Origin of the sequence: Frateuria edaphi, assembly GCF_021117405.1 — a bacterium.
GTDB lineage: Bacteria > Pseudomonadota > Gammaproteobacteria > Xanthomonadales > Rhodanobacteraceae > Frateuria_A > Frateuria_A edaphi.
Window position 1 is genome coordinate 392,290 of the sequence record NZ_CP088251.1, and the last position, 21,579, is coordinate 413,868.

16 protein-coding genes are annotated in these 21,579 nt (G+C 67.6%); 9 read left to right on the forward strand and 7 right to left on the reverse strand.

Going from position 1 to position 21,579, the window contains the following annotated elements; all coding sequences use genetic code 11:
- The first annotated feature begins 111 nt into the window (after positions 1-111).
- The 6 genes from LQ772_RS01775 to LQ772_RS01800 all read left to right on the forward strand — a co-directional run bounded on the left by LQ772_RS01775 (position 112) and on the right by LQ772_RS01800 (position 6,423).
- A complete protein-coding gene (locus LQ772_RS01775; RefSeq protein ID WP_231323438.1) occupies positions 112-912 on the forward strand; it encodes a glycosyltransferase family 2 protein in 801 nt (266 codons plus the stop codon).
- A gap of 183 nt (positions 913-1,095) precedes the next feature.
- Entirely contained in the window at positions 1,096-1,788 is a 693-nt protein-coding gene (locus LQ772_RS01780; protein WP_231323440.1) for a sulfotransferase family 2 domain-containing protein, read from the forward strand.
- Positions 1,789-2,022: 234 nt separating this feature from the next.
- A complete protein-coding gene (locus LQ772_RS01785; protein WP_231323442.1) occupies positions 2,023-3,015 on the forward strand; it encodes a glycosyltransferase family 2 protein in 993 nt (330 codons plus the stop codon).
- 125 nt (positions 3,016-3,140) lie between these two features.
- Positions 3,141-4,652, forward strand: coding sequence for a lipopolysaccharide biosynthesis protein (locus LQ772_RS01790; RefSeq protein ID WP_231323444.1), 1,512 nt, complete (start codon positions 3,141-3,143; stop codon positions 4,650-4,652).
- Between the two features lie 53 nt (positions 4,653-4,705).
- Positions 4,706-5,548 (forward strand): sulfotransferase family protein, encoded by an 843-nt coding sequence (locus LQ772_RS01795; protein WP_231323446.1) that lies wholly within the window; start codon positions 4,706-4,708, stop codon positions 5,546-5,548.
- Between the two features lie 263 nt (positions 5,549-5,811).
- Positions 5,812-6,423, forward strand: coding sequence for a sulfotransferase family protein (locus LQ772_RS01800; protein ID WP_231323447.1), 612 nt, complete (start codon positions 5,812-5,814; stop codon positions 6,421-6,423).
- 156 nt (positions 6,424-6,579) lie between these two features.
- Here the strand turns inward: LQ772_RS01800 and LQ772_RS01805 are convergent, their stop codons facing one another.
- Both LQ772_RS01805 and LQ772_RS01810 read right to left on the reverse strand, forming a co-directional pair.
- Positions 6,580-7,473 carry an ATP-grasp fold amidoligase family protein gene (locus LQ772_RS01805; RefSeq protein ID WP_231323449.1) on the reverse strand — a complete coding sequence of 298 codons (894 nt, stop codon included), beginning with the start codon at positions 7,471-7,473 and terminating at the stop codon, positions 6,580-6,582.
- A 285-nt stretch (positions 7,474-7,758) separates the two neighbouring features.
- Positions 7,759-8,622 (reverse strand): hypothetical protein, encoded by an 864-nt coding sequence (locus LQ772_RS01810; protein ID WP_231323451.1) that lies wholly within the window; start codon positions 8,620-8,622, stop codon positions 7,759-7,761.
- Between the two features lie 317 nt (positions 8,623-8,939).
- Here LQ772_RS01810 and LQ772_RS01815 point away from each other — a divergent pair, with 317 nt between their 5' ends.
- The 3 genes from LQ772_RS01815 to cysN all read left to right on the forward strand — a co-directional run bounded on the left by LQ772_RS01815 (position 8,940) and on the right by cysN (position 13,015).
- Positions 8,940-9,794 (forward strand): hypothetical protein, encoded by an 855-nt coding sequence (locus LQ772_RS01815; RefSeq protein WP_231323453.1) that lies wholly within the window; start codon positions 8,940-8,942, stop codon positions 9,792-9,794.
- A 339-nt stretch (positions 9,795-10,133) separates the two neighbouring features.
- Positions 10,134-11,111, forward strand: a complete 978-nt coding sequence (cysD, locus tag LQ772_RS01820; RefSeq protein WP_231323455.1) for a sulfate adenylyltransferase subunit CysD — start codon at positions 10,134-10,136, stop codon at positions 11,109-11,111.
- Positions 11,111-13,015, forward strand: a complete 1,905-nt coding sequence (gene cysN, locus LQ772_RS01825; RefSeq protein ID WP_231323457.1) for a sulfate adenylyltransferase subunit CysN — start codon at positions 11,111-11,113, stop codon at positions 13,013-13,015. Before cysD ends, cysN begins: the two co-directional genes overlap by 1 nt.
- A gap of 402 nt (positions 13,016-13,417) precedes the next feature.
- Here cysN and LQ772_RS01830 read toward each other — a convergent pair whose 3' ends face one another.
- The 5 genes from LQ772_RS01830 to LQ772_RS01850 form a co-directional block, all read right to left on the reverse strand.
- Positions 13,418-14,383: an ATP-grasp fold amidoligase family protein gene (locus tag LQ772_RS01830; protein WP_231323459.1), complete on the reverse strand. Its 966-nt coding sequence runs from the start codon at positions 14,381-14,383 to the stop codon at positions 13,418-13,420.
- Between the two features lie 376 nt (positions 14,384-14,759).
- Entirely contained in the window at positions 14,760-15,827 is a 1,068-nt protein-coding gene (locus LQ772_RS01835; RefSeq protein ID WP_231323461.1) for an MraY family glycosyltransferase, read from the reverse strand.
- A 342-nt stretch (positions 15,828-16,169) separates the two neighbouring features.
- Positions 16,170-17,987 carry an SLC13 family permease gene (locus LQ772_RS01840; protein ID WP_231325840.1) on the reverse strand — a complete coding sequence of 606 codons (1,818 nt, stop codon included), beginning with the start codon at positions 17,985-17,987 and terminating at the stop codon, positions 16,170-16,172.
- A 406-nt stretch (positions 17,988-18,393) separates the two neighbouring features.
- Positions 18,394-19,023 (reverse strand): tRNA (guanosine(46)-N7)-methyltransferase TrmB, encoded by a 630-nt coding sequence (gene trmB, locus LQ772_RS01845; protein WP_231325841.1) that lies wholly within the window; start codon positions 19,021-19,023, stop codon positions 18,394-18,396.
- Between the two features lie 171 nt (positions 19,024-19,194).
- Positions 19,195-21,447: a FecR family protein gene (locus LQ772_RS01850; protein ID WP_231323463.1), complete on the reverse strand. Its 2,253-nt coding sequence runs from the start codon at positions 21,445-21,447 to the stop codon at positions 19,195-19,197.
- Positions 21,448-21,579 lie beyond the last annotated feature (132 nt).

Here is a 21,579-nt window from a genome sequence, read left to right on the forward strand (position 1 = left end):
CGTTAAATTTCCGAACGGTCGAGGTCGGTCATGAACAGCGGGCATGAAGCTCAAGCCGTCCTGGAAGGGGGCGCACGGGGCCGGGTCACGCCTTCGAGGGCGCTGGCGCCGGTGAGCGTGGTGGTTCCCTGCTTCCGTTGCACGGCGACCATCGACGACGCGGTCGCGTCGATCGCCGCCCAGACGCTGCGTCCCGCCGAGGTACTGCTGGTGGAGGACGCCAGCGGCGACGACACGATCGAGGCCTTGCACCGCGTTGCGTCCGCCTACGGCAACGACTGGATCAAGGTGATCGCGCTTCCCGCCAACCGCGGGCCCTCGCACGCGCGCAACACCGGCTGGCAACAGGCCCAGCAACCCTACATCGCCTTTCTCGACGCCGACGACACCTGGGGGCCGCGCAAGCTGGAGTTGCAGATGGCCGCACTGGAAGCCGATCCCGAGATCGCGCTCATCGCGCACCAGATGCTGGTGCGACCGCGCGGTACGGTGCTGCCGGCGCCACAGTCGCCGGTGGGCGTGGACATCGTGGGGCGCGGAACCCTGCTGGTGCGCAATCCCTTTCCGACCGCTTCGGTCGTCCTGCGGCGGGACCTCCCGTTCCGCTTCGACGAGGAATTCCGCCGCTCGGAGGACTACCTGCTGTGGTCGCAGATCGTGCTGTCCGGCTACCGCTGCGCCAAGATCGACCAGGTGCTGGCCATCTGGAACCGGCGCGAGGACGGCGAGGTGGGCTTGAGCGACGACTTCGACGCGATCCACCGCGGCCGGCGCGACCTGCGCCGCAAACTGGTGCGCCAAGGCCTGCTCAGCAGGCATGAGTATGTCTTCGCCAGCACCGTCGGCCTGGTCAACAAGATGCGCCGCACCGTGGCGCGCACCCTGCGCGGCCGGACCCACGCCCCCGCCTGAGCGCGCTTCGTGCCGGAGCCTCCAAGGGCGGGGAACGGCGTCGGGCGAGCCAGGCTCACGCCGCCCCGCGGGCGCCACGCAGACACTTCGTCCACGTTCCTGTCGAAAGAATGTCCGGGCATCGCCGCGCGCCTGCGCCGCCGCGCGGCCATCCTGTTCTGCGGGCAAGTTAGGAAGACTGCCATGATCGTTTCACACAAGCACAAGTTCATCTTCCTCAAGACCAATAAGACGGCCGGCACGTCGATCGAGATCGCGTTGTCGAAGTTCTGCGGTCCGGACGACATCATCACGCCGATCTCGCCGGTCGACGAGGAAACCCGGCGCTCGCTGGGCTACCGCGGTGCCCAGAACTACCTGGCGCCCTGGTACGAATACGGGCTGCGCGATGTCGCGAAGCTGGCGTTCAAGGGCAAGCGCAAGCTGCGCTTCTACAACCACATGACCGGGCGCGAAGTGCGCGAGTACATCGGCCGGGATGCCTGGAACGGCTATTTCAAGTTCTGCTTCGAGCGCAATCCCTACGACCGGCTCATCTCGCACTACTACTGGTGCAACCGCTCCGAGCCGCGTCCGCCGATGTCCAGCTTCATCCGCACTCCGCGGGCGATGATGCTCAAGCACCGCGGCTTCGACGTGTACACGCTCGGCGGCAAGGTGGCGGTCGATCGCATCTGCCGCTTCGAGTCGATCGCCGACGAGCTTGAAGAGGTCCGCCGGATCATCGGCCTGCCCGAGCCGCTGCAATTGCCGCACGCCAAGGCCAAGCACCGCAGCGACAATCGTGGCTATCGCGAAGTGCTGGGCGAAGAGGAGCGCAGCTGGGTGGACCAGACCTTCGGCGACGAATTGCGGTTGCTGGGCTATCACTACTGAGATCGCCGCGCCCCTCAGGCTCCCTCTCCTTCGGGGGCGACGGCTCGATCAAGGTGCGCCGGGAATCCGCGCGCTTGCGGTTCTTGAACGGCGATTTCACGGCAAAACCCCAATCATCCGGCAGGCAAGACGGGTCGCGCGGGCGCCCTTGCGCAGGGCACCCCGCGGGCGGCGCCTGCCGCTTGCGAAAGCGCGGCCGGCCTGCAATCCGTACGACTTGAAGGGTTTGGCTTGATGGATCCGATCGACCGCAAACACGGCAACCGGCAAGAGGCGCGCATGAACCTCAGCGTGGTGGTGCCCGCTTACCGTTCCGAACGCTGGGTCGGTCGGACGATCCGTTCGGCGATCGCCGAGGGCGTTGCCGAGCGCAACGTCATCGTGGTCGAGGACGGCGTGCTCGACGGCACGGGCAAGGTGGTCCAGGCCACCGGGGCGCGGTTGTTCTCGCTGCAGCAGAACGGCGGTGCGCCGCATGCGCGCAACCTCGGCCTGGCCCAGGTGGACACCGATTATGTGATGTTCCTTGACGCCGACGACTACGTGGAGAACGGTCTGCTGGCCGGCCTGGTCGACGCGATGGAGCGCGAGCGCGCGGACGTGGGCATCGGCCCGTGGGTGTATGACGGCGAAGGGCGCGAGCGCGGGATGCTGCGCCAGCCACCGGCGCTGGACAACGGCGAGCGGATCTTCCACTGGGTCATGCACGCGTTCTTCCCGCCCTGCTGCATCGCCTGGCGCACCGACGCGATCCGCTCGATCGGTGGCTGGGACGAGCGGCTGCGCAAGGACCAGGACGGCGAGCTGATGATCCGCGCGCTCATCCGCGGTTTGAAAGTGGCGATCTCCGACCAGGGCAACGGTGTCTACTGGCAGCATGACTCACCCCACCGCGTCACCAAGGCGCAGATCAAGGACGTGATGTACGCGGCCGACGTGGTGTTCGAGCAGATCGAAGGCTGGGTGCGGTCGCGGCTCTCCGGCGGCAACGGGCAGGACGAGCAGTTCGCCCTCGGCCGGTTCTGCTGCAAGACCGCCTGGGTGGCCTACGCCTACGGCGACAGCGCGTCGGGGGCGAAGTGGAGCGCCAAGGCGCGCGAGTTCGGCTTCCACAACCGCGGCTACAACGCCCGCAGCGCGCTGCTGGCCTCGTTCCTTGGCATCCGGATTTCCTCGCGCATCAAGGCCGGCACCAGTTCGGTGTATCGACGCATCGCGCAACGATAGGACTTTCGATGCGGCGCAACGGCGATCAGTCGTCCCGGTACCGTCGCTATACGGCCGATTCACGCCGTTCCCTCCAACGTTCGCGACCCCGGCCTACGGTCGAGCCCGCCTCTGATTCACCTCCCATGACAGACACGCACGTAAGCGCCGCCCACCACGCCCTGTTCGAAACGGAACACCTGCACCAGGACCTGCGCAAGCGCAGCGTGCGGGGTGCGGCGGTGACCGTTTCCAGCCAGGCGGCCCGTCTGTTGCTGCAGGTCGGCGGCATGGCGGTGCTCGCGCGGCTGCTGTTGCCGGCGGATTTCGGCGTCTACGGCAAGACCATCGCGCTCACCGGCTTCATCACGACCATCCAGACCGGTGGCCTGTCGCTGGCGACCGTGCAGCAGGCCGAGATCAACCATGGCCAGGTCAGCACGCTGTTCTGGCTCAATGCTTTGCTGGGCCTCACCGCCGCCGCGCTCGTTGCCGGACTCAGTCCCGCAATGGCGTGGTTCTACAAGGACCCGCGCGTGCTGGCCCTCGGCCTGGCCATGGCTGGCGTGGTGCTGATCAGCAGTCTGGGCGTGCAACACCGCGCGCTGTTGCAGCGACAGATGCGCTTCACGCAAAAGGTGAGCGGCGACCTGGTGGCGCTGGTGGCGGGCTTCGCCGCCGCCGTCCTCGCCGCCTGGCTGGGCGCCGGCTACTGGGCGTTCGTCGTGCAGCAATACACCATGGCGCTGGTCACGCTGGCGATGCTCTACGGCTTCTGCCGCTGGGTGCCGGGGTTGCCGCGCCGGCGCAGCGGCGTGCGGCCGATGGTGAAGCTCGGCGCCAACCAGAGCGCGTCGAGCATCCTCAACTTCGCCAACCGCAACGTGGACAACGTGCTCATCGGCCGCTACATCTCCGATGCGGCGCTGGGTTTCTACACGCTGGCCTATCGCCTGCTGCTGCTGCCGATCCAGCAGATCAACGCGCCGCTCTCCTCGGTCATGCTGCCCGCGCTGAGCCGCCTGCAGCACCAGCCCAAGCGGTTCTGCCGGTTCTACTACCGGGCGCTGGGGGCGATCGTCTTCGTCGGCATGCCGATCGTATGCTTCCTGTGGGTGGATGCGCGCTCGGTCATCGAGCTGGCGCTGGGGCCGAAGTGGCTGCCGACCGTGCCGCTGTTCCAGGCGCTCGGCGTCGCCGCCTTCATCGGTACCTTCAACATTGCCGGCAACTGGGTCTATACCTCGCTGGGGCGTACCGATCGCCGCTTGTTCTGGCAGGCCATCGCCACGCCGGTGACACTGGCGGCCTTCTTCATCGGCCTGCCCTGGGGCGCGTTCGGCATCGCCGTCTCGTTCAGCGCCACCCGCGTGCTGCTGGTGGTCCCCTCGCTGCACAACGCCTACCGCGGTACGCCGGTCGACCTGTGGACCACGGGCAAGACGCTGGCGCGGCCGGCCGCCACCTCCATCGGTGCCGCCTTCGTGCTGTGGGGCCTCCACCAGGTGACGGGCGAATGGCCGGCGCCGTGGGTGTTCCTCGACGCGCTGATCTATGGCGGGCTGTACCTCGGCGCGTGGTTCGCCGATGCGTCCGGTCGGGCGCACGTGCGGGATCTGATGTCGGTGCTGGAGGAGTTGCGCTCGCGCAAGCGTTGAGGGCGTTTCGCGGCGCGCCGCGATTCCCCGGACCCAAGGGCAAGGAGGGCACCATGCAGGGAACATGGCTTCGCGTGTCGCGACCGCTGCGTGAGGCAGGGGCGGGCCTGGTCCGCTACTGCCGCCACCGCACCGCGGCGGTTTTCCCCAGTCCCGTCATCTTCGGCGGCAGCCCCAAGTCGGGCACCACGGCCATCGCGGCGCTGCTGGCGGAGGCGACCGGCCTTTCGCTCAGCAACGATCCGTTCTGGCGCGTGCTTCGCAGCGACGGCGACGGCTTCCTGCTGCCGGACGTGCTGGAGGGAAACCTGCGGCTGGACGCATTCGTGCGCAAGTACCCGGCCTACTTCTCCGCGCAGATCGTCAAGGACCCCGACTTCGCCTTCCTTTACCGCGAACTGCAGCAGGTGTTCCCGGAGTCGCCGCAGGTGTTCATCGTGCGCGACCCGCGCGAGAACATCCGCAGCATCCTCGACCGGCTGCACATGCGCGGCGACCTCGAGCGCCTGGGCCAGGCCGAGAACCGCACGCTCGCCCGCGAGGGCGGCTGGCGCGCGATCCTGGACGGCCGTGGGCTGGGACTGGACGGGCGCGCGAACTACATCGGCCGGCTGGCGCAGCGCTGGGCGCGCGGGGTCGACGCGTACTTCGCCGCGGGTACGCCGGTGCACCTGGTGCGCTACGAGGATTTCCTGGAGGACCGGGCGGCGTTTATCGCGGACCTGGCCGACCTGCTCGGCCTCGAGCTCAGGACCGACGTGAACGAAAGGCTCGCCCGGCGACCGGTCCATCACGGCTACCGCTCCCTTTCCACCGAGACATTCTTCGGCAAGCGCAACCTGTCGATCATCGAGCGCACCTGCGGCGAGCACATGGCGAAGTTCGGCTACGCCTGACGGAAGCCGAACAGGCATCCGGCGGGCATCCGGGCAGGGCCAGGGAGCCCGACCATTCACCCGGTTGCGACGGCACGGATGGCAACGTCTGCAGCGTTGCGGCCGAAGGCCAGGCAACGGCAACCCATGGGGTGCCGGCATCCTCGCCTCCATTGCGAAGGGGGCGCCGGCAACGCCCGAACACCCGCAACGACGTGCATGACGCCTAGCCGTCGCACACACAACCGCGCGTACCCGGTACCGCACACAAGGAGGATCCCAAGGTGACGGCCAAAGTTTTCTGCATCGGTTTCCACAAGACCGGAACCACCAGTCTCGCCGAGGCGCTGCAAGTGCTTGGCTACCGGGTGACCGGGCCGAACGGGGTGAGGGATCCGGACATCGCCAACCGGGTGCGCCCGATGGCCTGGGAACTGGTCGAGAAGTACGACGCGTTCCAGGACAACCCCTGGCCGATCCTCTACAAGGAGCTGGACGCGCGCTACCCGGGCAGCAAGTTCGTGCTGACCGTGCGCAGCACCGAATCGTGGATGCGCAGCCAGCTCAAGCATTTCGGCGAACGCGAGACGGCCATGCGCAAGTGGATCTACGGCGATGCTCACGGCTGCCCGCAGGGCAACGAGGAGGTCTACGTCCGCCGCTACGAGACGCACAACCGCGAAGTGCTGGAATACTTCCGCGACCGTCCGGACGACCTGCTGGTGATGGAACTGGCCAAGGGCGACGGCTGGGAAAAGCTGGCCCCGTTCCTGGGCAAGCCCATGCCCGCCATCGCGTTCCCGCACGCCAACAAGGCCGGCGATCGCGCGCTGGTCGCGAAGCTCCTGAAAAAGGGCAAGGCGCAGCTCGCTCACATGGGCGTGCACCTGGCCTGATGCCCGCATCCGTCGCGCGCGGCGTGGCCGCGGCGACGGGCGGGAAGGCAGCTCGATCCGGGTTGATGCGCGGACATGAAAAAACGCCCCGTTCGGGGCGTTTTTTCTTACGCGGGTCAGGTCATCCCGCGCGATGTCGCCGTTCGCGCCACGGCGTCAGGCCTGCGCCAGGTGTTCCGGCCAGCCGAACCGCTCGCCGAGCGACCGGTCCCAGTCCCTGGGGGTGAATACGTAGGTACCGGCGCCGGGCGTGACCGTCAACTCGCCGACGTAGACCTTGCCCTGGTGCACGTAGAAATCCACGCGCAGGTAACCGAACGGTTGCGCGAGCTTTTTCGCCAGCGCCAGCATCTCGGGCAGCGCCTGGGGTTTCTCGGTCGTACCGGTGCTCGGCCGCAGCAGCGGCAGATCCATCTGGAAGGGCGCCGGCGACCAGTCCTCCAGGTACAGCTGCTGCTCGAGGTCGCGGAAGCGGCCGTGCATGTGCTGGATGAAAACGAACGGTTCCTGCCCCGACGCATTGAACACGTTGAACTTGTAGTCGTCCGGCGCGTCGCCGCCGTCCAGCAGCGCCTTTTCGAAAAGGATCTTCGGCGGGATCGACAGGTAGTGCTTTTCCCGGCTGCGCGAGGCCGCGCCCGCGGCGAGCCAGCCATTGGCCAGGGCGGACAGCTGCACCAGGTCTTCCTGGTGCTTGTCGCGGATGATCTTCACCTGCCCGAAGCCGTTGCTCGTCTTCATCACGAACGCCCGGGGCAGGGCGTCGAAGGTTTCGGGCGTGACCACGTCGCAGGAAAGATAGGCCGGCACCACATAGTCAGAGCCGATCGTCCTGGCCACGTAGTCCCTGGCCGCGACCTTGTCCGCCAGCGTGGTGAATACCGGCTCCGGATAGCGCATCCGGTAGAAGATCTTTTCGGAGAAGCGCTTGGGGTTGCGGAAGTTGCAGAACCGGCCGTGCACCTGCAGCGACTTGTACTGGTAGAACCCAGCGTCGGGGAGCGAATTGAACAGGCGCTTGATGGCCTTCTTGGGCGCGAGGATCTTCATGACGCTCTCTCTTCCTGTCCTTCCGGCAACACGTCCATGGACGGTACGCAAGGCTGGTTTCGTGCAATCCGACGACGCGCCTGGTCGGGCTACCACCACCGCCCGAAGGCGGTGGGGCGACTCTACTTCAAGGCCCTGGGATCGTCATCACGGCGCATGCCTGCCGGTGAGTGCCTCCAGGGTGACGACGCGTTGCGTTCCGGTAGGGGCATCGCCTGCACGTGGGCGCATGGGAAACCTACCGCTTTGTGGGGGGAGGCCGGGCGGCGTGACCGGCCGCAAGATTCAGATTGCCTGCCGCGCCCGTTGCGCCTGGTCGCAGGCGGCCCGGGCGCTCGGTGCGAGGTACCCGAACTTCTCCACGATGAACCGGTCGCGGTCGCCGACGAGCTTTTCCGTCTCCGCGTCGTAGTAGTAGGCCGGGCCGCGCTTCTTGGACGAGGTGTTGGTCTTGGGCCGTTCCATCAGTTCGGCCGCCTTCTGCTTGGGTACCTCGACGTTCGCGGCCCGCAGCGCCTCCAGCAGGTCGGTCTCCAGATGCTCGTTCCTGATGAAGCGATCGACGAAGCAGTGTTGCCGCTCGTGCTCGATCAATTGCTTCGGCGTGGTGACGGTCCTGAGCGTGCCGAACTGGTTCTTGCGGCAGGTGAACAGCCGCATGTAGCGGTAGGTGAGCAAGCCCGCGAAGCGGTTCAGCGGGCAGCTCCAGTAGCCCTCGCCGATGTCACGCCAATAACCCGGGTCGTGGAGCATGTGCACCCACTCGCGGAAGGCCGCCGGATCGTTCACGTCGCGGAAGGTGTGCTTCCACTCCTTCGCATGCCAGTTCGGTCGCATGCCCATGACAAGCCGCAGCGTCGAGAAAAAGTCGCGCTTCCAGCCATGGTCGCGCCAGCGGATGCCGGGCGTGCTCAGGTTGCTGTAAAGGTCGCCCCGCCCGTCGCAGCAATAGGCCCAGAGCGAGACGTGCCAATCCCAGGGGTCGCGCACCGAACCGAGGAAGAACCGGTCGCCGGCGAACAGGTCCGCAGGCGCCTGGTTGTGCCGCATGACCAGGCGGCCGCCGACGATCTCCTTGAGCAGGTTGCGGATGTGCGTGCACCCGGTCTTCTGCAGTTCGAGGAAGACGATCCTGTCGGAAACGAACATAGGGGCTCCAGGTTGCTTGGTCCGACGCGCCACGCCCGTCGACGCACGCGCGCCCGCGCCGTGGCGCGGGCAGGCATCGGGGCCGACAGCGTGTCGCGTCCGTAGGGGCGATCACCGTAGATGGGGACGTTGCCATCCGGACTGTCGTAGAGGGGTGAACTGCTGACCTCGCTTGTGCCGCGCGGCAGCCGCCGATTCACCCGCCTACGACAAACGCGATGGCAACGTCCCGGCGTTTCGTGGCGCCCACGGGTGCCGCGCACCGACCGCATGCACGGATGCCACCGCCTGCGGGCACAGCCACCGATGGAGCCGATATGTTTGTTTCCGACAGGATCGTTTTCGTGGAGTTGCAGAAGACCGGGTGCACGCACATCCGCAAGCTGCTCAAGGAGATCGTCGGCGGCGAGCTCATCGACAAGCACAACCAGGCCGGATCGCACCTGTTCACCGGCGACCGGTTCTTCCTCGGCTCGATCCGGAACCCGTGGGACTGGTACGTCTCGCACTGGGCCTACGGTTGCGATGGCAAGGGCACGGTCTATTTCAACGTCACCACCGAGGGCTGGCGCGGTCGCGGCCGCGGCTGGAAGAAGCACCCGATGCAGACGCTGGCCGAATTCCTGCAGAGCCGTCCCAACCGGCATGCACAGGAGTGGCGGCGTACCTACCGCGATGCCAACGATCCGGGCGCGTTCCGGCAGTGGCTGCACATGCTGCACGACCCGACCTACTGGCCGGACGTCGGCGAGGGCTACTGGAAGTGGCCGGCCAGCCGCGTTGCCGGCCTGCTGACTTGGCGCTACATGAAGCTGTTCACCTGCCGCGAAGGCGGACTGGGCGCGCTGATGTCCATCGCCACGCCGGAGCAGCTGGCCACGCACGAGAGCAGGGATTGCTTCATTGACTGCTTCGTTCGCAACGAGCGGCTGGAATCGGACCTGCTCGACGCCCTGGCGCGCGCCAACATCGCCGTGCCGCCGGCGACCGTGGAGGAAATCCGGCAGCGCCCGAAGACCAACGCATCTTCCAAGAAGCACGGCGCGCAGTACTACTACGACGCGGCCACGGAAAGGCTGGTCGCCGAGCGCGAAAAGCTGATCGTCGAGAAATTCGGCTACCTCGCCCCGGGCGCCGGGGCCGCCGATCGGCGCGCGACCGCGCCGGTCTAGCGGCCGCGTTCACGCATCGGTCATCCGCACATTCGATGCGTGGCGGTGCGCCGGCCTTTGGGATCGCTCGGTTTCGCTCCCGTCGTTTCATCTATCGAGCACGCGGTACTGACAGCACATCGACGCCGCCGTTGAAAGAATTGCCCAGTCCGCCGGTGTTCGTTCAAAAGGCGTATGCCGGCAGTGAAGCGGAGCCGTCCCGACCTGGAAGAAGGCATTCCCCGACGGGTTCTTGTTCCGGAATCGCATAACGCAAAGCTACCGATTTCTTTCACAAGCGCTTGCCCAAGATGCAACGTTCCGGTTGCCTTTTGGCGCCCCCCTGCAACAGGACTGCCCATGACCCTGGCCGCCACGCCCCAAGACCACGCCTTCCCGCGCCCCGAACAGGCGCCGGACAACGACCTCCAGCGCCTTGCCGCCTCCTCGCACCTGAAGCGCCTGGAGGCCGAGGCGATCCACATCATGCGAGAGGTGGCGGCGGAGTTCGCCAACCCGGTGATGCTCTACTCGGTCGGCAAGGACTCCTCGGTGCTGCTGCACCTGCTGCAGAAGGCGTTCTATCCGGCGCCGCCGCCGATCCCGATGATGCACGTGGACACCACCTGGAAGTTCCGCGAGATGATCGCCTTCCGCGATCGCCGCGCGAAGGAAACCGGCTGCCGGCTTATCGTGCACACCAACCAGGAAGGCGTGGCGCAGGGCGTGAATCCGTTCAGCCACGGCGCCAGCGTGCACACCGACATCATGAAGACCCAGGCGCTGAAGCAGGCGCTGGACAAGTACAAGTTCGACGCGGCCATCGGCGGCGCCCGCCGCGACGAGGAGAAGTCCCGCGCCAAGGAGCGCGTGTTCTCCTTCCGCAACGCGCAGCACCGCTGGGATCCGAAGAGCCAGCGCCCCGAGCTGTGGAGCCTCTACAACACGCGCATCCACAAGGGCGAGAGCGTGCGCGTGTTCCCGCTGTCGAACTGGACCGAGCTGGACATCTGGCTCTACATCTACCGCGAGAACATCGAGGTGCCCTCGCTGTATCTGGCCAAGGAACGGCCGACTGTCGAGCGTGACGGCCAGCTGATCATGGTCGACGACGACCGCATGCCGCTGGAGCCGGGCGAAGTGCCGCAGATGCGCAAGGTGCGCTTCCGCACACTCGGTTGCTACCCGCTCACCGCGGCGATCGAGTCCGAAGCGGACACGCTGCCGGCGGTGATCCAGGAAATGCTCATCGCGCGCACCTCCGAGCGCCAGGGTCGCATCATCGACCAGGACGCCTCGGCCTCCATGGAAAAGAAGAAGCAGGAAGGGTATTTCTGATGGATCTGCAAATAACCGACAGCCAGCCGGACAACGCCGTCACCGCGATCAACGATTACCTGCAGCGGCACGAGACCAAGAGCCTGCTGCGCTTCATCACCTGCGGCAGCGTGGACGACGGCAAGAGCACCCTGCTCGGGCGCCTGCTGTACGACACCAAGCTGCTGTTCGACGACCAGCTGGCCGCGCTCGAGGGCGACAGCCTGCGCCACGGCACGCAGAACGGCGAACTGGATTTCGCGTTGCTGGTCGATGGCCTGTCGGCCGAGCGCGAGCAGGGCATCACGATCGACGTGGCCTACCGCTTCTTCAGCACGGACAAGCGCAAGTTCATCGTCGCCGACTGCCCGGGGCATGAGCAGTACACGCGCAACATGGCCACCGGCGCGTCCACCGCGGACCTTGCCGTGGTGCTGGTCGATGCGCGCAAGGGCCTGATGACCCAGACCCGGCGCCATACCTACATCTGCAGCCTGCTCGGCATCCGCAACGTGCTGCTGGCGGTCAACAAGATGGACCTGGTCGACTACGCGCAGAGCACCTTCAAGCGCATCGAGAGCGACTACCGCCTGGTCGCGGCGCAGATGGGCATCGAGAACGTCACCGCGATCCCGCTGTCCGCCCTGCAGGGCGAGAACGTTTCCACCCGCTCGCAGGTGATGGGCTGGTACAACGGCCCCAGCCTGCTCGAACACCTGGAGACGGTGCAGGTCGAGCGCGTCGCCAGCAAGCTCGGTTTCCGCATGCCGGTGCAGTGGGTGTGCCGCCCCAACCAGAACTTCCGCGGTTACGCGGGCCAGGTGGTGGCCGGTTCGATCGCCCCGGGCGACGAGGTCGTCGCGCTGCCCAGCGGCGTGCGCTCGCGCGTGGCGCGCCTGGTCACCGCCGACGGCGACCTGCCGCGCGCGGTCGCCGGCGACGCGGTCGCCATCCAGCTCGAGGACGAGCGTGACATCAGCCGCGGCGACGTGATCGCGGCAACCTCCTCGCCGCCGCAGGTGGCCGACCAGTTTGCGGCGCACCTGCTGTGGATGGACAGCGCCGCGCTGCTTCCCGGTCGCCCGTACTGGATGAAGATCGGCGCGCGCATGGTCACGGCGCAGGTCACCGAGATCAAGCACCGCGTCGACGTGAACACGCAGGAGAAGCGCCCGGCCAAGCGCCTGGAGCTCAACGAGGTGGGCTACTGCAACCTCGGTCTCGACCACGCGATCGCGTTCGAGTCCTACGAGGACTGCCGCGAGCTCGGCGCGTTCATCCTGATCGACCGCCAGACCAACGCCACCGTGGCCGCCGGCACGCTCAACTTCGCGTTGCGCCGCGCGGACAACATCCACTGGCAGCACACCGACGTCGATCGTACGGCGCGCGCCCGCATCAAGGGCCAGACGCCGGCGTGCCTGTGGTTCACCGGCCTGTCCGGCTCGGGCAAGTCGACCATCGCCAACGTGGTGGAGAAACGCCTGCACGCGATGGGCTATCACACGTACATGCTCGATGGCGACAACGTGCGCCATGGCCTGAACCGCGATCTGGGCTTCACCGACGAGGATCGCGTGGAGAACATCCGCCGCGTGGCGGAGGTGTCCAAGCTGATGGTCGACGCGGGCCTCATCGTGATGGTGTCGTTCATCAGCCCGTTCCGCAGCGAGCGTGGCATGGCGCGCAGCCTGTTCGAGAACGGCGAGTTCCGCGAGGTGTTCGTCGACACGCCGATCGAGGTGTGCGCGCAACGCGACCCGAAGGGCCTGTACGCCAAGGCGAAGGCCGGGCAGATACGCAACTTCACCGGCATCGACTCGCCCTACGAGCGGCCGGAGCACCCGGAGATGCACCTGGACACGATGGGCGCCTCGGTGGACGAGCTGGCCCAGCGGATCATCGACGGCCTGCTCGGGCAGTGACCTCGGCCCTGCGGCCGGTATAAACAAGCCCGCGTTACTGAGCCCTCTCCCTTCGGGGAGAGGGCTTTTTGTTGCGCGGCGCCTTCCCGAGCCGACGCGGATCTTTGCGTGGGACCAAGGCCAGTGCGGTCTCCTATCCCTAGTCCTCTCTCCGGAGGGAGAGGGGCTGATCGATCGTGTCGCCAAGGCGTCGCCCTGCTGTTTGAAACTCGCTCCCTGCGGGCAGAGGGAAGAGGTCAGGGCTCGCGGGAACGCTGCTTGTGATGGTCAGCTTTTGCGGCCATGCGTGGGACCGCCGCCAGTGCGAACCCTCACCAGCCCTCTCACAGGGCGAGAGGGGCAAGCTGCTCGCATCAGCCGAACCTGGCGTGGCTGCCTTTGCAGGAAGAACCGGAAACCACCTCAATCGAGGGTGCTGGCCACATGCGTCGCCGGCGCCGTGGCGGTCCTGCCGCTCGGCGGTGGGTCTTCCCCGTACGGGCTGGGTTCGGGCCAGCCGAACTTCGCGCCCAGCGCATCGTCCCACTCCCTGGGCTCGAACACGTACCGGCCGGCGCCGGGCGTGAGCGTGAGTTCGCCCACGTACACGCGGCCCTGGTGCAGGTAAAGATCCACGCGCATGTAGCCCAGCGGCTCGGCCAGCTTGCGCGCCACGTGCAACATCTCGTCCAGTTGCTCGGGACGCGGGGCGACGCAGCCGCTGGTTTTCTGGTGCAGCAACTGGAACGGGGCCGGGCGCCAATCCTCCAGGTAGAGATCCTGGGTCAGGTGTTCGAAGCGTCCCTGCATGTGCTGGATGAAGACGTAGGGCTTCTGGCCAGGGCCCGGATTGAACACGTTGAACTTGAAGTCGGCCGGCGGGCGGCCGTCGGTCAGCAGAGCATGTTCGAAGATGATGCGCGGACGGATGTAGCGGTAGTGCTTCTCGCGCATCCGCATGGGGAATTCCGAGGTCATCCACTCGTTGGCCAGGCGGGCCAGCGCCACCGGATCCTCGTCGCGCTTGTCCAGCACGATGCGCAACTGGCCAAAGCTGTGGTTGGCCTTCATCACGAAGCAGCCCGGCAGGGCGTCGAAGGTTTCCGGCCCCACCTTTTCGGCGATCAGGTAGGCCGGCACCAGATACTGCGAGCCCACCGCATTGGCCACGTAGCCGCGCACTTCGACCTTGTCCGCCAATCGCGAGAACAGCGGCGAGGGATAGCGCATGCGGTGGAAGATCTTTTCGGAGAAGCGGCGCGGCAGCTCGAAGCGGCAAGGCCGCCCGTGGGTCATCAGGTACTTGTATTGATAGAAGGCGCAATCGGGCAGCGCCATCACCAGCGGCGACACCTGTTCCCTGAAGGCTTTGAGCTTCCGCGTCGTCATCGTGTCGCCTGCTGCGAGGCGGGAAGTGCGCGATCGCTCGCGTCGCCGCCCGCCCGGTTTTGTCCGCCGACCCGCTGTTGCAGCCGGGCCGGCAAGCTGTCCTGCATTTTCGGATGGACGGTCGAACTCACGCGCTGGCGGTTTCCATGGAGTGGGATGACGGTGATTGTCGGGCGTGCCCGGTCGATGCAACGTGCAGTCTCATGGAGAGCCGGACGCCTGCATGCGGAAGAGGCTGCTGCGGGCCACACGGCGACCGGGTGGGAAGGGCGTCGCTCGCCGGGTTGCCGGGCCGGCCGCATGGGGTCTTCCATGCGGCGGCCACGGGGAGCCGGAAGAGGCGCGACGGCCGTGCCACGGCGCCTGGAGGAGATCCTTACTTGGCAGCCGAGCCGCGCTTGGGGCCGCGGCTGTCCTTGCCGTAGGTGGACAGCAGGGTGACCGACGAGCGCAGCCGCACCACGTTGCTCGGCAGTTCTGCCGGTTCGAGCGTCGGCCGGGGCTGAGGCACCGAGGGCGCTGACTGCTGCTTCTGCCAGATGCGTCCCATCGCAGTCACGTAGATCACCGACAGCGCGCCGAAGGCGATCAGGTTGCTGCCAGGGGCCAGCGAGTGGGTCAGCATGCCGGTCAGCGCAAGCAGGATGGCGAGCATCACCAGCGCCACCAGCGTGGTGCGCGGGCCCAGCCCTGCACGCAGCATCATGTGATGGATGTGGCCGCGATCAGGCTTGAACGGGCTCTTGCCCTCGCGGATGCGGCGAACCAGAACCTGCAGCGTGTCGAGCACCGGCAGGGCCACGCACCAGAGCACGTCGATGGTGGAAAGCTCGGTGTTGTTCCCGCTCTGGCTCAGGTGGATCAATGTCCACGCCAGGATGTAGCCCACCACCATGCTGCCGGCGTCGCCCAGGAAGATCTTCTTGCCGACGAGGCCCAGGTTAGCCGCCAGGTAGGGCACCAGCGCACCGGCCAGCAATACCAGCACGATCACGCCAGGCCATTGGGGCTGACCCTGGTACAGGATGATGGCAGCGATGCTGACCAGTGCCAGCATGCCGGCGAGGCCGTCGATGCCGTCCATCATGTTGAAGGCGTTGAGCAGGCCAATTACCGCGAGCACCGTCAGCGGGATGCCGAACACGCCCAGCTCGAACTCGTGGCCGAACAGGTGGCCGAGCGTGTGGATCTGGACGCCGGTCACCGCGACCATCGTAAGCACCGCGACTGTCTGCACCAGCAGCCGCGCGCGCACGCTCAGGTCGAAGCGGTCGTCCAGCGCGCCCACCAGTGCAAGCACTGCTGCGGTGGCGAGCAGCACGTTGGTGAACAAGTGGGCCTGGCCGTCGACCACCGCGCCGGCCAGCACGCCGATGAAGGCGGCCAGTCCGCCGATCAACGGGATATGGCCGACGTGATGCTTGCGTTCATCGGGACGGTCCACCAGGCCCCAGGACCCGGCGAACCGATAGAGGATGGCGATCGCCAGCGCAGAAACGCAGGCAGCCGTCAGACAAGCAATAAGTATCCGGGAGTACTGCATAGTGGCTAGTCCCATCGTCCTGATCGGGCCATGCCTGCAGACGTAACTCTCCCGTCGCTGACACGGCACCACCTGCATACGCAGGCAAAAACCGGATATCCCCGTTCCCTGGCCCCGGTGAAGGGGCTTCCGGGGAGAGTAAGCAGGCCCCAGTGCAATTCTCGTCAACAGGAAAACGGGCGTCTCGCCTGCAAGGGCGGGGCCTGCGGGCCCGTCGCGTCCGCTTGACGATTCAGTGAAGAATCAGTCGAAAAGCAGGTTGATGACCACCAGCGTGGCCACCAGCATCGTCAGCGTCAGCGGTACGCCGACGCGCAGGAAATCCTTGCCGCGGTAACCGCCGGGGCCGGCCACCATCATCAGCGCCGGGTGGCCCGAGCTGAGCAGGAAGGTGTTGGACGAGGAGACGGCCACGATCAGGGCGTAGGCCGAGGGATTGCCGCCGGTGGCGACCGCCACGCTGATCGCGATCGGCACCATCATCACCGTGGCGCCCACGTTGGACATCACCTGCGAGAACAGCAGGGTGAGCACCGCCAGGCAGGTCTGCAGCACCCACGGCGAGGCGCCGCCCAGCTTGTCGAGCACTTCCTGCGCCAGCCACGCGGCGGTGCCGGTGGCGTCCATCGACCAGCCCAGCGGGATCAGGCAGGCGGTCACGAAGATGGTCTTCCAGTTGACCGCCTTGTAGGCCTCGTCCATGTTGAGCACGCCGGTCAGCAGCATGCCGATCGCGCCGGTCATCATCGCCACCGAAAGATCCAGGTGGGTGAACAGCGCCAGGCACTTGGCCAGCAGGAAGAAGCCGACCGCCTGCCAGATCTTGCCCGGGCGCTGCTCTTCCTTGGGGATGTCGGTGACGACGACCAGGTCCTTGTCCTCGGCGGCCAGCGCCAGGTCGCGCCAACTGGAGTGCAGCACCAGCGTGTCGCCCGCGCGCAGGCTCACGCCGCGCAGGTCATCGCGGAACACCTGCTCGCCGCGGTTCACCGCCAGCACCGAGATGCCGTAGCGCTTGCGCAGGCGCAGGTCGCCGACGCTCTGCTTGAGGAAGCGCGAGGACGGTGGCAGCACCGCCTCGGAAATGCCCGCGCGCGTCGGGTTGAACAATTCGCCCAGCTGGCGCATGCGCGGCGACACCTTGCACAACTGGTTGTTGGCAAAGTGGTTGATCTCCTCGCGCGGCGCGAGCACGCCAAGCACCGAGCCGACCCAGATGACGTAGTCGACCGGCGGCGCCATGCGCGCGTCGTTGCCGCTCTTGATCGCCAGGATCAACGGCGCGCCATGCAACTGCTCGACCTCGCCGATGCTCATGCCGACCAGCGGGCTTTCGGCGGTAACGGTCAGCTCCGCGGTCTCGCCGCCGATGCCGTAGGTTTCGGCGAAGTAGCTCTCGGTGCGGCCAGGGGTGACCTTCAGCCGCTCGTCCTCACGCTCGGGCAGCAGCTTGCGGGTGAACAGCCAGAAGTAGGTAATGCCCAGCAGCGCCAGCACCAGGCCGACCGGCGTCACGCTGAAGAGGCCGAACTTCGGGATCGTGTGCGCGCCCGGCGGCAGGTTGGCGTTCGCGCTGGCGATCAGGTCGTTGAGGACGATCAGTGGCGAGTTGGCGATCAGCGTGGTGTTGGTCGCGGTCAGGATGCAGAAGCCCATCGGCAGCAGCAGCCGGGACATCGGCACGCCGGTGCGCGCGGACAGGCGGCTGGTCACCGGGATCATCAGGGCGGCCAGTGCCTGGCTCGGGATCACCGCGCTGAACAGGCTGGTGACCGAGTTGATCACGACGCCCAGGCGCGATTCCTTGCCACGCGCCATGCGCATCACGAAGCTGGCGGTCAGCGAAAGCACGCCGGCGCGGTCGAGACCTGCGCCCATGATCATGATCGCGATGATCGCGATCACCGCGTTGCCCGCGAAGCCGTTGAAGACGCGGTCGGAGGGGATCAGCCCGGTCAGGCCGATCACCACCACCACCAGCAGCGCCACCATGTCGGCGCGGATCCACTCCAGCACCAGCATCAGCATGGTGAAACCCACCAGCCCGAGTACCAGGATCATTTCGGGGGTGAGCGCAAGGGCCACTAGCGAGCGTCCAGGTAGGGCTGGTGGTGGAAGCGGATGGGATTGTGCAGTGGAAGCCTCACGCGGCGGCGGCCCGTCCCTGTTTGCCGGCCAGTATAAGCGGGCCATCGCAGCGACTGGTGAAGCTCGGGGACTAAGGAAGGCGCTCTTGAACTCTGCCCCCTCCGGGGAGAGGGCAGGGTGAGGGGGCGGGGCTCGCGGGAGGAGCTGTTTTTGGTGGGAGCACCTTTCGGAAGCCTGGCGTCAGCAGCGCTCGAGGCAAGCGCAACCCCTCTCCCGGAGGGGAGAGGGAGCAAAGCACTGGACTGGGGCCAGTGCGTCCTTTGCCTATAACGGCCTTCCAGGCCGACCGACCTCGCCCGCAGGAAGCGGAAGCACCAGCTCAAACCCTGCGGTAAAGCAGATCCCACACTCCGTGCCCGAGCTTCAACCCGCGCCGCTCGAAGTGTGTCTCGATGCGCCAGGCCGGTTTCTCGGCGTACAGGCCCGGCGCGATGGCGTTGCGCCAGGCAGGCGCGGCTTCCATCACTTCCAGCATGTGCTCGGCATAGGGTTGCCAGTCGGTGGCCAGGTGCAGCAGGCCGCCGGGCGCCATGCGCGAGGCGAGCAGCGCGACGAATTCCGGCTGCACGATGCGGCGTTTGTTGTGGCGCTTCTTGTGCCAGGGATCCGGGAACCAGATGCGTGCCTCGGCGAGGGTCTCCGGCGCGATCTCATGCTCGAGCACCTCCACCGCGTCGTGCTTGTAGAGATGCACGTTGCCGGCTTCGCGCGCGGCCAGCGCGTTCATCAGCCGGCCGACGCCGGGACCGTGCACTTCCACGCCGATGTAGTCGCGCACCGGATCGTGTTCGCTCGCCCAGGCCAGGGCCTCGCCATTGCCGAAGCCGATCTCCAGCACGCGCGGCGCGACACGGCCGAAGCGCGCATCGAAGTCCTGGACCGCCGCGGTGTAGTCGATGCCGAAGCGCGCCCAGTGGGCGTCGAACGCGCGCTGCTGCGCGGGTGTCATGCGGCCCTCGCGCAGCACGAAGCTGCGGATGCGACGCAGGTAAGGGGAGCTATGGGGATGTTCGGGCTGGTCGTTCACGGCGTGCGCCTGGGGTGCGATGGCATGACGACGGGCGCGCCATGCCGCGGGGGCGCATTGTAGCGGCGGCGCCGCGAGGGCGCCGCCTGGAGGTCAGTGTTGCGGGTCGAAGCGGCGTGCCGATTCGTGTCGCGGACGTGCCGCCGGGGCCTGCGAGCGTGGGGCTGGCGCCTGCTGCGGCGCCGGGGCGGACTCGCGTTGCATGGGAGCCGCATGCGGTACCGGCCGCATCTGGCGGAACTCCGGCGGCCGCTGGTATTGCTGCGGCGGCGGAGTCGCGCGGGCGCGCGGCTGGGCATCGAAGTCCGGCCGGCGCATGTTCGCAGGCTGGCTCGGGCGGTCGTTGCCGCGGAAGGCCGGCCCACGTTGCATGGTCTGCCGGGGCGCGATCCGTGCGTCGTCGGGCGCGCGCTGCAGGCGCGGGCCCGCATCCATGTCCGGCCGGCGCACCGGCGCACGCGGCGCATCGTTGCGCTCGAAGCGCGGCACCTGCGGCAGCGTCTTCGCGGTGCGTGCAGCCCGTTCGCGATCGGCTTCGGCCGTGGAGATGAAGCTCACTCCGGGACGCGGTTCGGCGGGCTGCCGGGACGCATGCGTCCGCACGAAGCGGGCCGAGCGCAGTTCGCCCGGACGCAGCGGGGCTTCGCGCGGCGCCATGCGCGCGGGGACATTCACGCTGCGGACCGCTCGCGCGTCGTCGCTGCGGACGTCCCTTGCGCCGATCCGATCGCCGCGTGCGTCGTCGCGGACCGGCGCGCGGTGCACGTCCGGCGCCGTGTCGGCGCGCCCGGCCGGCGCGATGTGCGCGATCGCAGGCAGCGTGTCGCCGCGCGGCCGCAGCAAGCGCACGTGGGAGGGCGGGGCCGTGCGCGGACGGGTGGCGTCGATGCGGTCGGCCACACGCTCCACGCGGGGCGCATGCCGGGCCACCACTTCGCGACGGAAACCCTGTGCCGGCAGCGGTGGCGCCTTGGTTCCGCGCGGCGGCGCGAAGCTGTGCGGGGTCGGTTTCGGCGTGGCGTTGCGGGTCAGCAGCCGGGCGCCGGCGAGCTTGTCCGGGTCGATCTTCAGCCGATGGCGCTGCACGCGGTCGGCGCCGGCGAAATTGCGCCCCGGGACCGCGGTGAAGCCGCGCGGCCCGTGCCCATGCAGCGCCCGTACCGGCGGCGCGATGCCGCGGTGCCAGTCGCGGTAGCGGCGATCGACGCGGTTGACGATCACCGTGTTGTGCACGTGGATGTTGGTCACGTTGACCTGGGTGTAGTAGCGGCGGCTGCCGCGGTACCACGGGTCGTAGACGTCGCCCGGGCCGAGCGGGTACCAGCCGACCGGCGCGTCGCCCACCGACACGCGCCAGTGGTTGCCACCGACGAAGGCGACCAGCGCCGGCGCATATACCGGGCGCCAGCCGATCGGGCCGGGCACCCAGCACCAGCCGCGGCTGCGCCAGGCCCAGCGGCCGTAGTGGTAAGGCGCGAAGCCCCAGGGCGCGTCATCCACCCAGGTCCAGCCCCACGGGCCGACATAGGCCCAGTGACCGTTACGGTACGGCGCCCAGCCGGCGTCGACCTGCGCCGGGTACCAGACCTGTCCGTACTCGGGGTCGCTGCGCCAGTCGCCGTAGCGATCCAGGTCCTGGTAGCCGATCACGTCCTCGGACACGTAGCGGCGCGACTCGGAGTCGGCGTACCGGCGGCTGCGTTCGTCGCTCCATGCATCGAAGTCGTCGCCACCGGCGGCGTCTTCGACGTCCACGTCGGCCAGCGTGGAGTCGGCGAAGCGGTAGCTGCGACCGGCGATCACCAGCCGTTGCGCGTCGTTCTCGCCGTACACCGTGGCGCTGCCGTCGAACGCGGTGACACGCGTGCCCTGACCTTCGCGATCGACATCCACGCGGTAGCTGCCCGGGTGATCGACCACCAGCGCCACGGTCGGGGTGTCGATCTCGTAGCTTTGGCCCTCGCCGAGCCGGCGCACGGTGAGGTTGAGCGTGCCTTGGGTCAGCTCCAGCTGCGCGAGTTGGTCGTCCAGCTGCAGGAATCCGACGTCGGTGTTGCCGTCCAGGCGGACCGCGGCGCCATCCAGTTCCAGCTCGGCACGCGCGCCGTTGCTGCTGGAAAGCTTGTCGCCGGTGGTCAGCGGACGGTTGATCCCGGCATCGCCCCAGTCCTGCGCGCCCGATGGCAGCAGGCCGACGTCGCCCTCCAGGTAGGACAGGCGCGCGACCCGGTCGGGTGGATCGCCGGCGTCGTCGGTCGCCTGCGCGTGCAGGACTCCGGCGCCGCACAGCAGCAGGGTGGCGGCGCAGGAGCGCCAGAACAGCTGCAGTCTCGAGAGTGCACGCATGGGTTTTCCCTCCGTCGTGTACGCGCCATGGAAACGGCTGGCGTCACGAGGCGATGACCGATTATGGGCTGGCGATTCACCGGACAATGCATCGGGTCGCCAACGGTTCAGCCGGCCGCCATGTGCGGTTCA

Coding starts and splice junctions, on each gene's coding strand:
- LQ772_RS01830 (WP_231323459.1), bottom strand. CDS start 14,383: ATGACGACGCGGAAGCTCAAAGCCTTCAGGGAACAGGTGTCGCCGCTG.
- LQ772_RS01840 (WP_231325840.1), bottom strand. CDS start 17,987: ATGATCCTGGTACTCGGGCTGGTGGGTTTCACCATGCTGATGCTGGTG.
- LQ772_RS01850 (WP_231323463.1), bottom strand. CDS start 21,447: ATGCGTGCACTCTCGAGACTGCAGCTGTTCTGGCGCTCCTGCGCCGCC.
- cysN (WP_231323457.1), top strand. CDS start 11,111: ATGGATCTGCAAATAACCGACAGCCAGCCGGACAACGCCGTCACCGCG.
- LQ772_RS01810 (WP_231323451.1), bottom strand. CDS start 8,622: ATGTTCGTTTCCGACAGGATCGTCTTCCTCGAACTGCAGAAGACCGGG.
- trmB (WP_231325841.1), bottom strand. CDS start 19,023: ATGACACCCGCGCAGCAGCGCGCGTTCGACGCCCACTGGGCGCGCTTC.
- cysD (WP_231323455.1), top strand. CDS start 10,134: ATGACCCTGGCCGCCACGCCCCAAGACCACGCCTTCCCGCGCCCCGAA.
- LQ772_RS01780 (WP_231323440.1), top strand. CDS start 1,096: ATGATCGTTTCACACAAGCACAAGTTCATCTTCCTCAAGACCAATAAG.
- LQ772_RS01785 (WP_231323442.1), top strand. CDS start 2,023: ATGGATCCGATCGACCGCAAACACGGCAACCGGCAAGAGGCGCGCATG.
- LQ772_RS01815 (WP_231323453.1), top strand. CDS start 8,940: ATGTTTGTTTCCGACAGGATCGTTTTCGTGGAGTTGCAGAAGACCGGG.
- LQ772_RS01805 (WP_231323449.1), bottom strand. CDS start 7,473: ATGAAGATCCTCGCGCCCAAGAAGGCCATCAAGCGCCTGTTCAATTCG.
- LQ772_RS01790 (WP_231323444.1), top strand. CDS start 3,141: ATGACAGACACGCACGTAAGCGCCGCCCACCACGCCCTGTTCGAAACG.
- LQ772_RS01795 (WP_231323446.1), top strand. CDS start 4,706: ATGCAGGGAACATGGCTTCGCGTGTCGCGACCGCTGCGTGAGGCAGGG.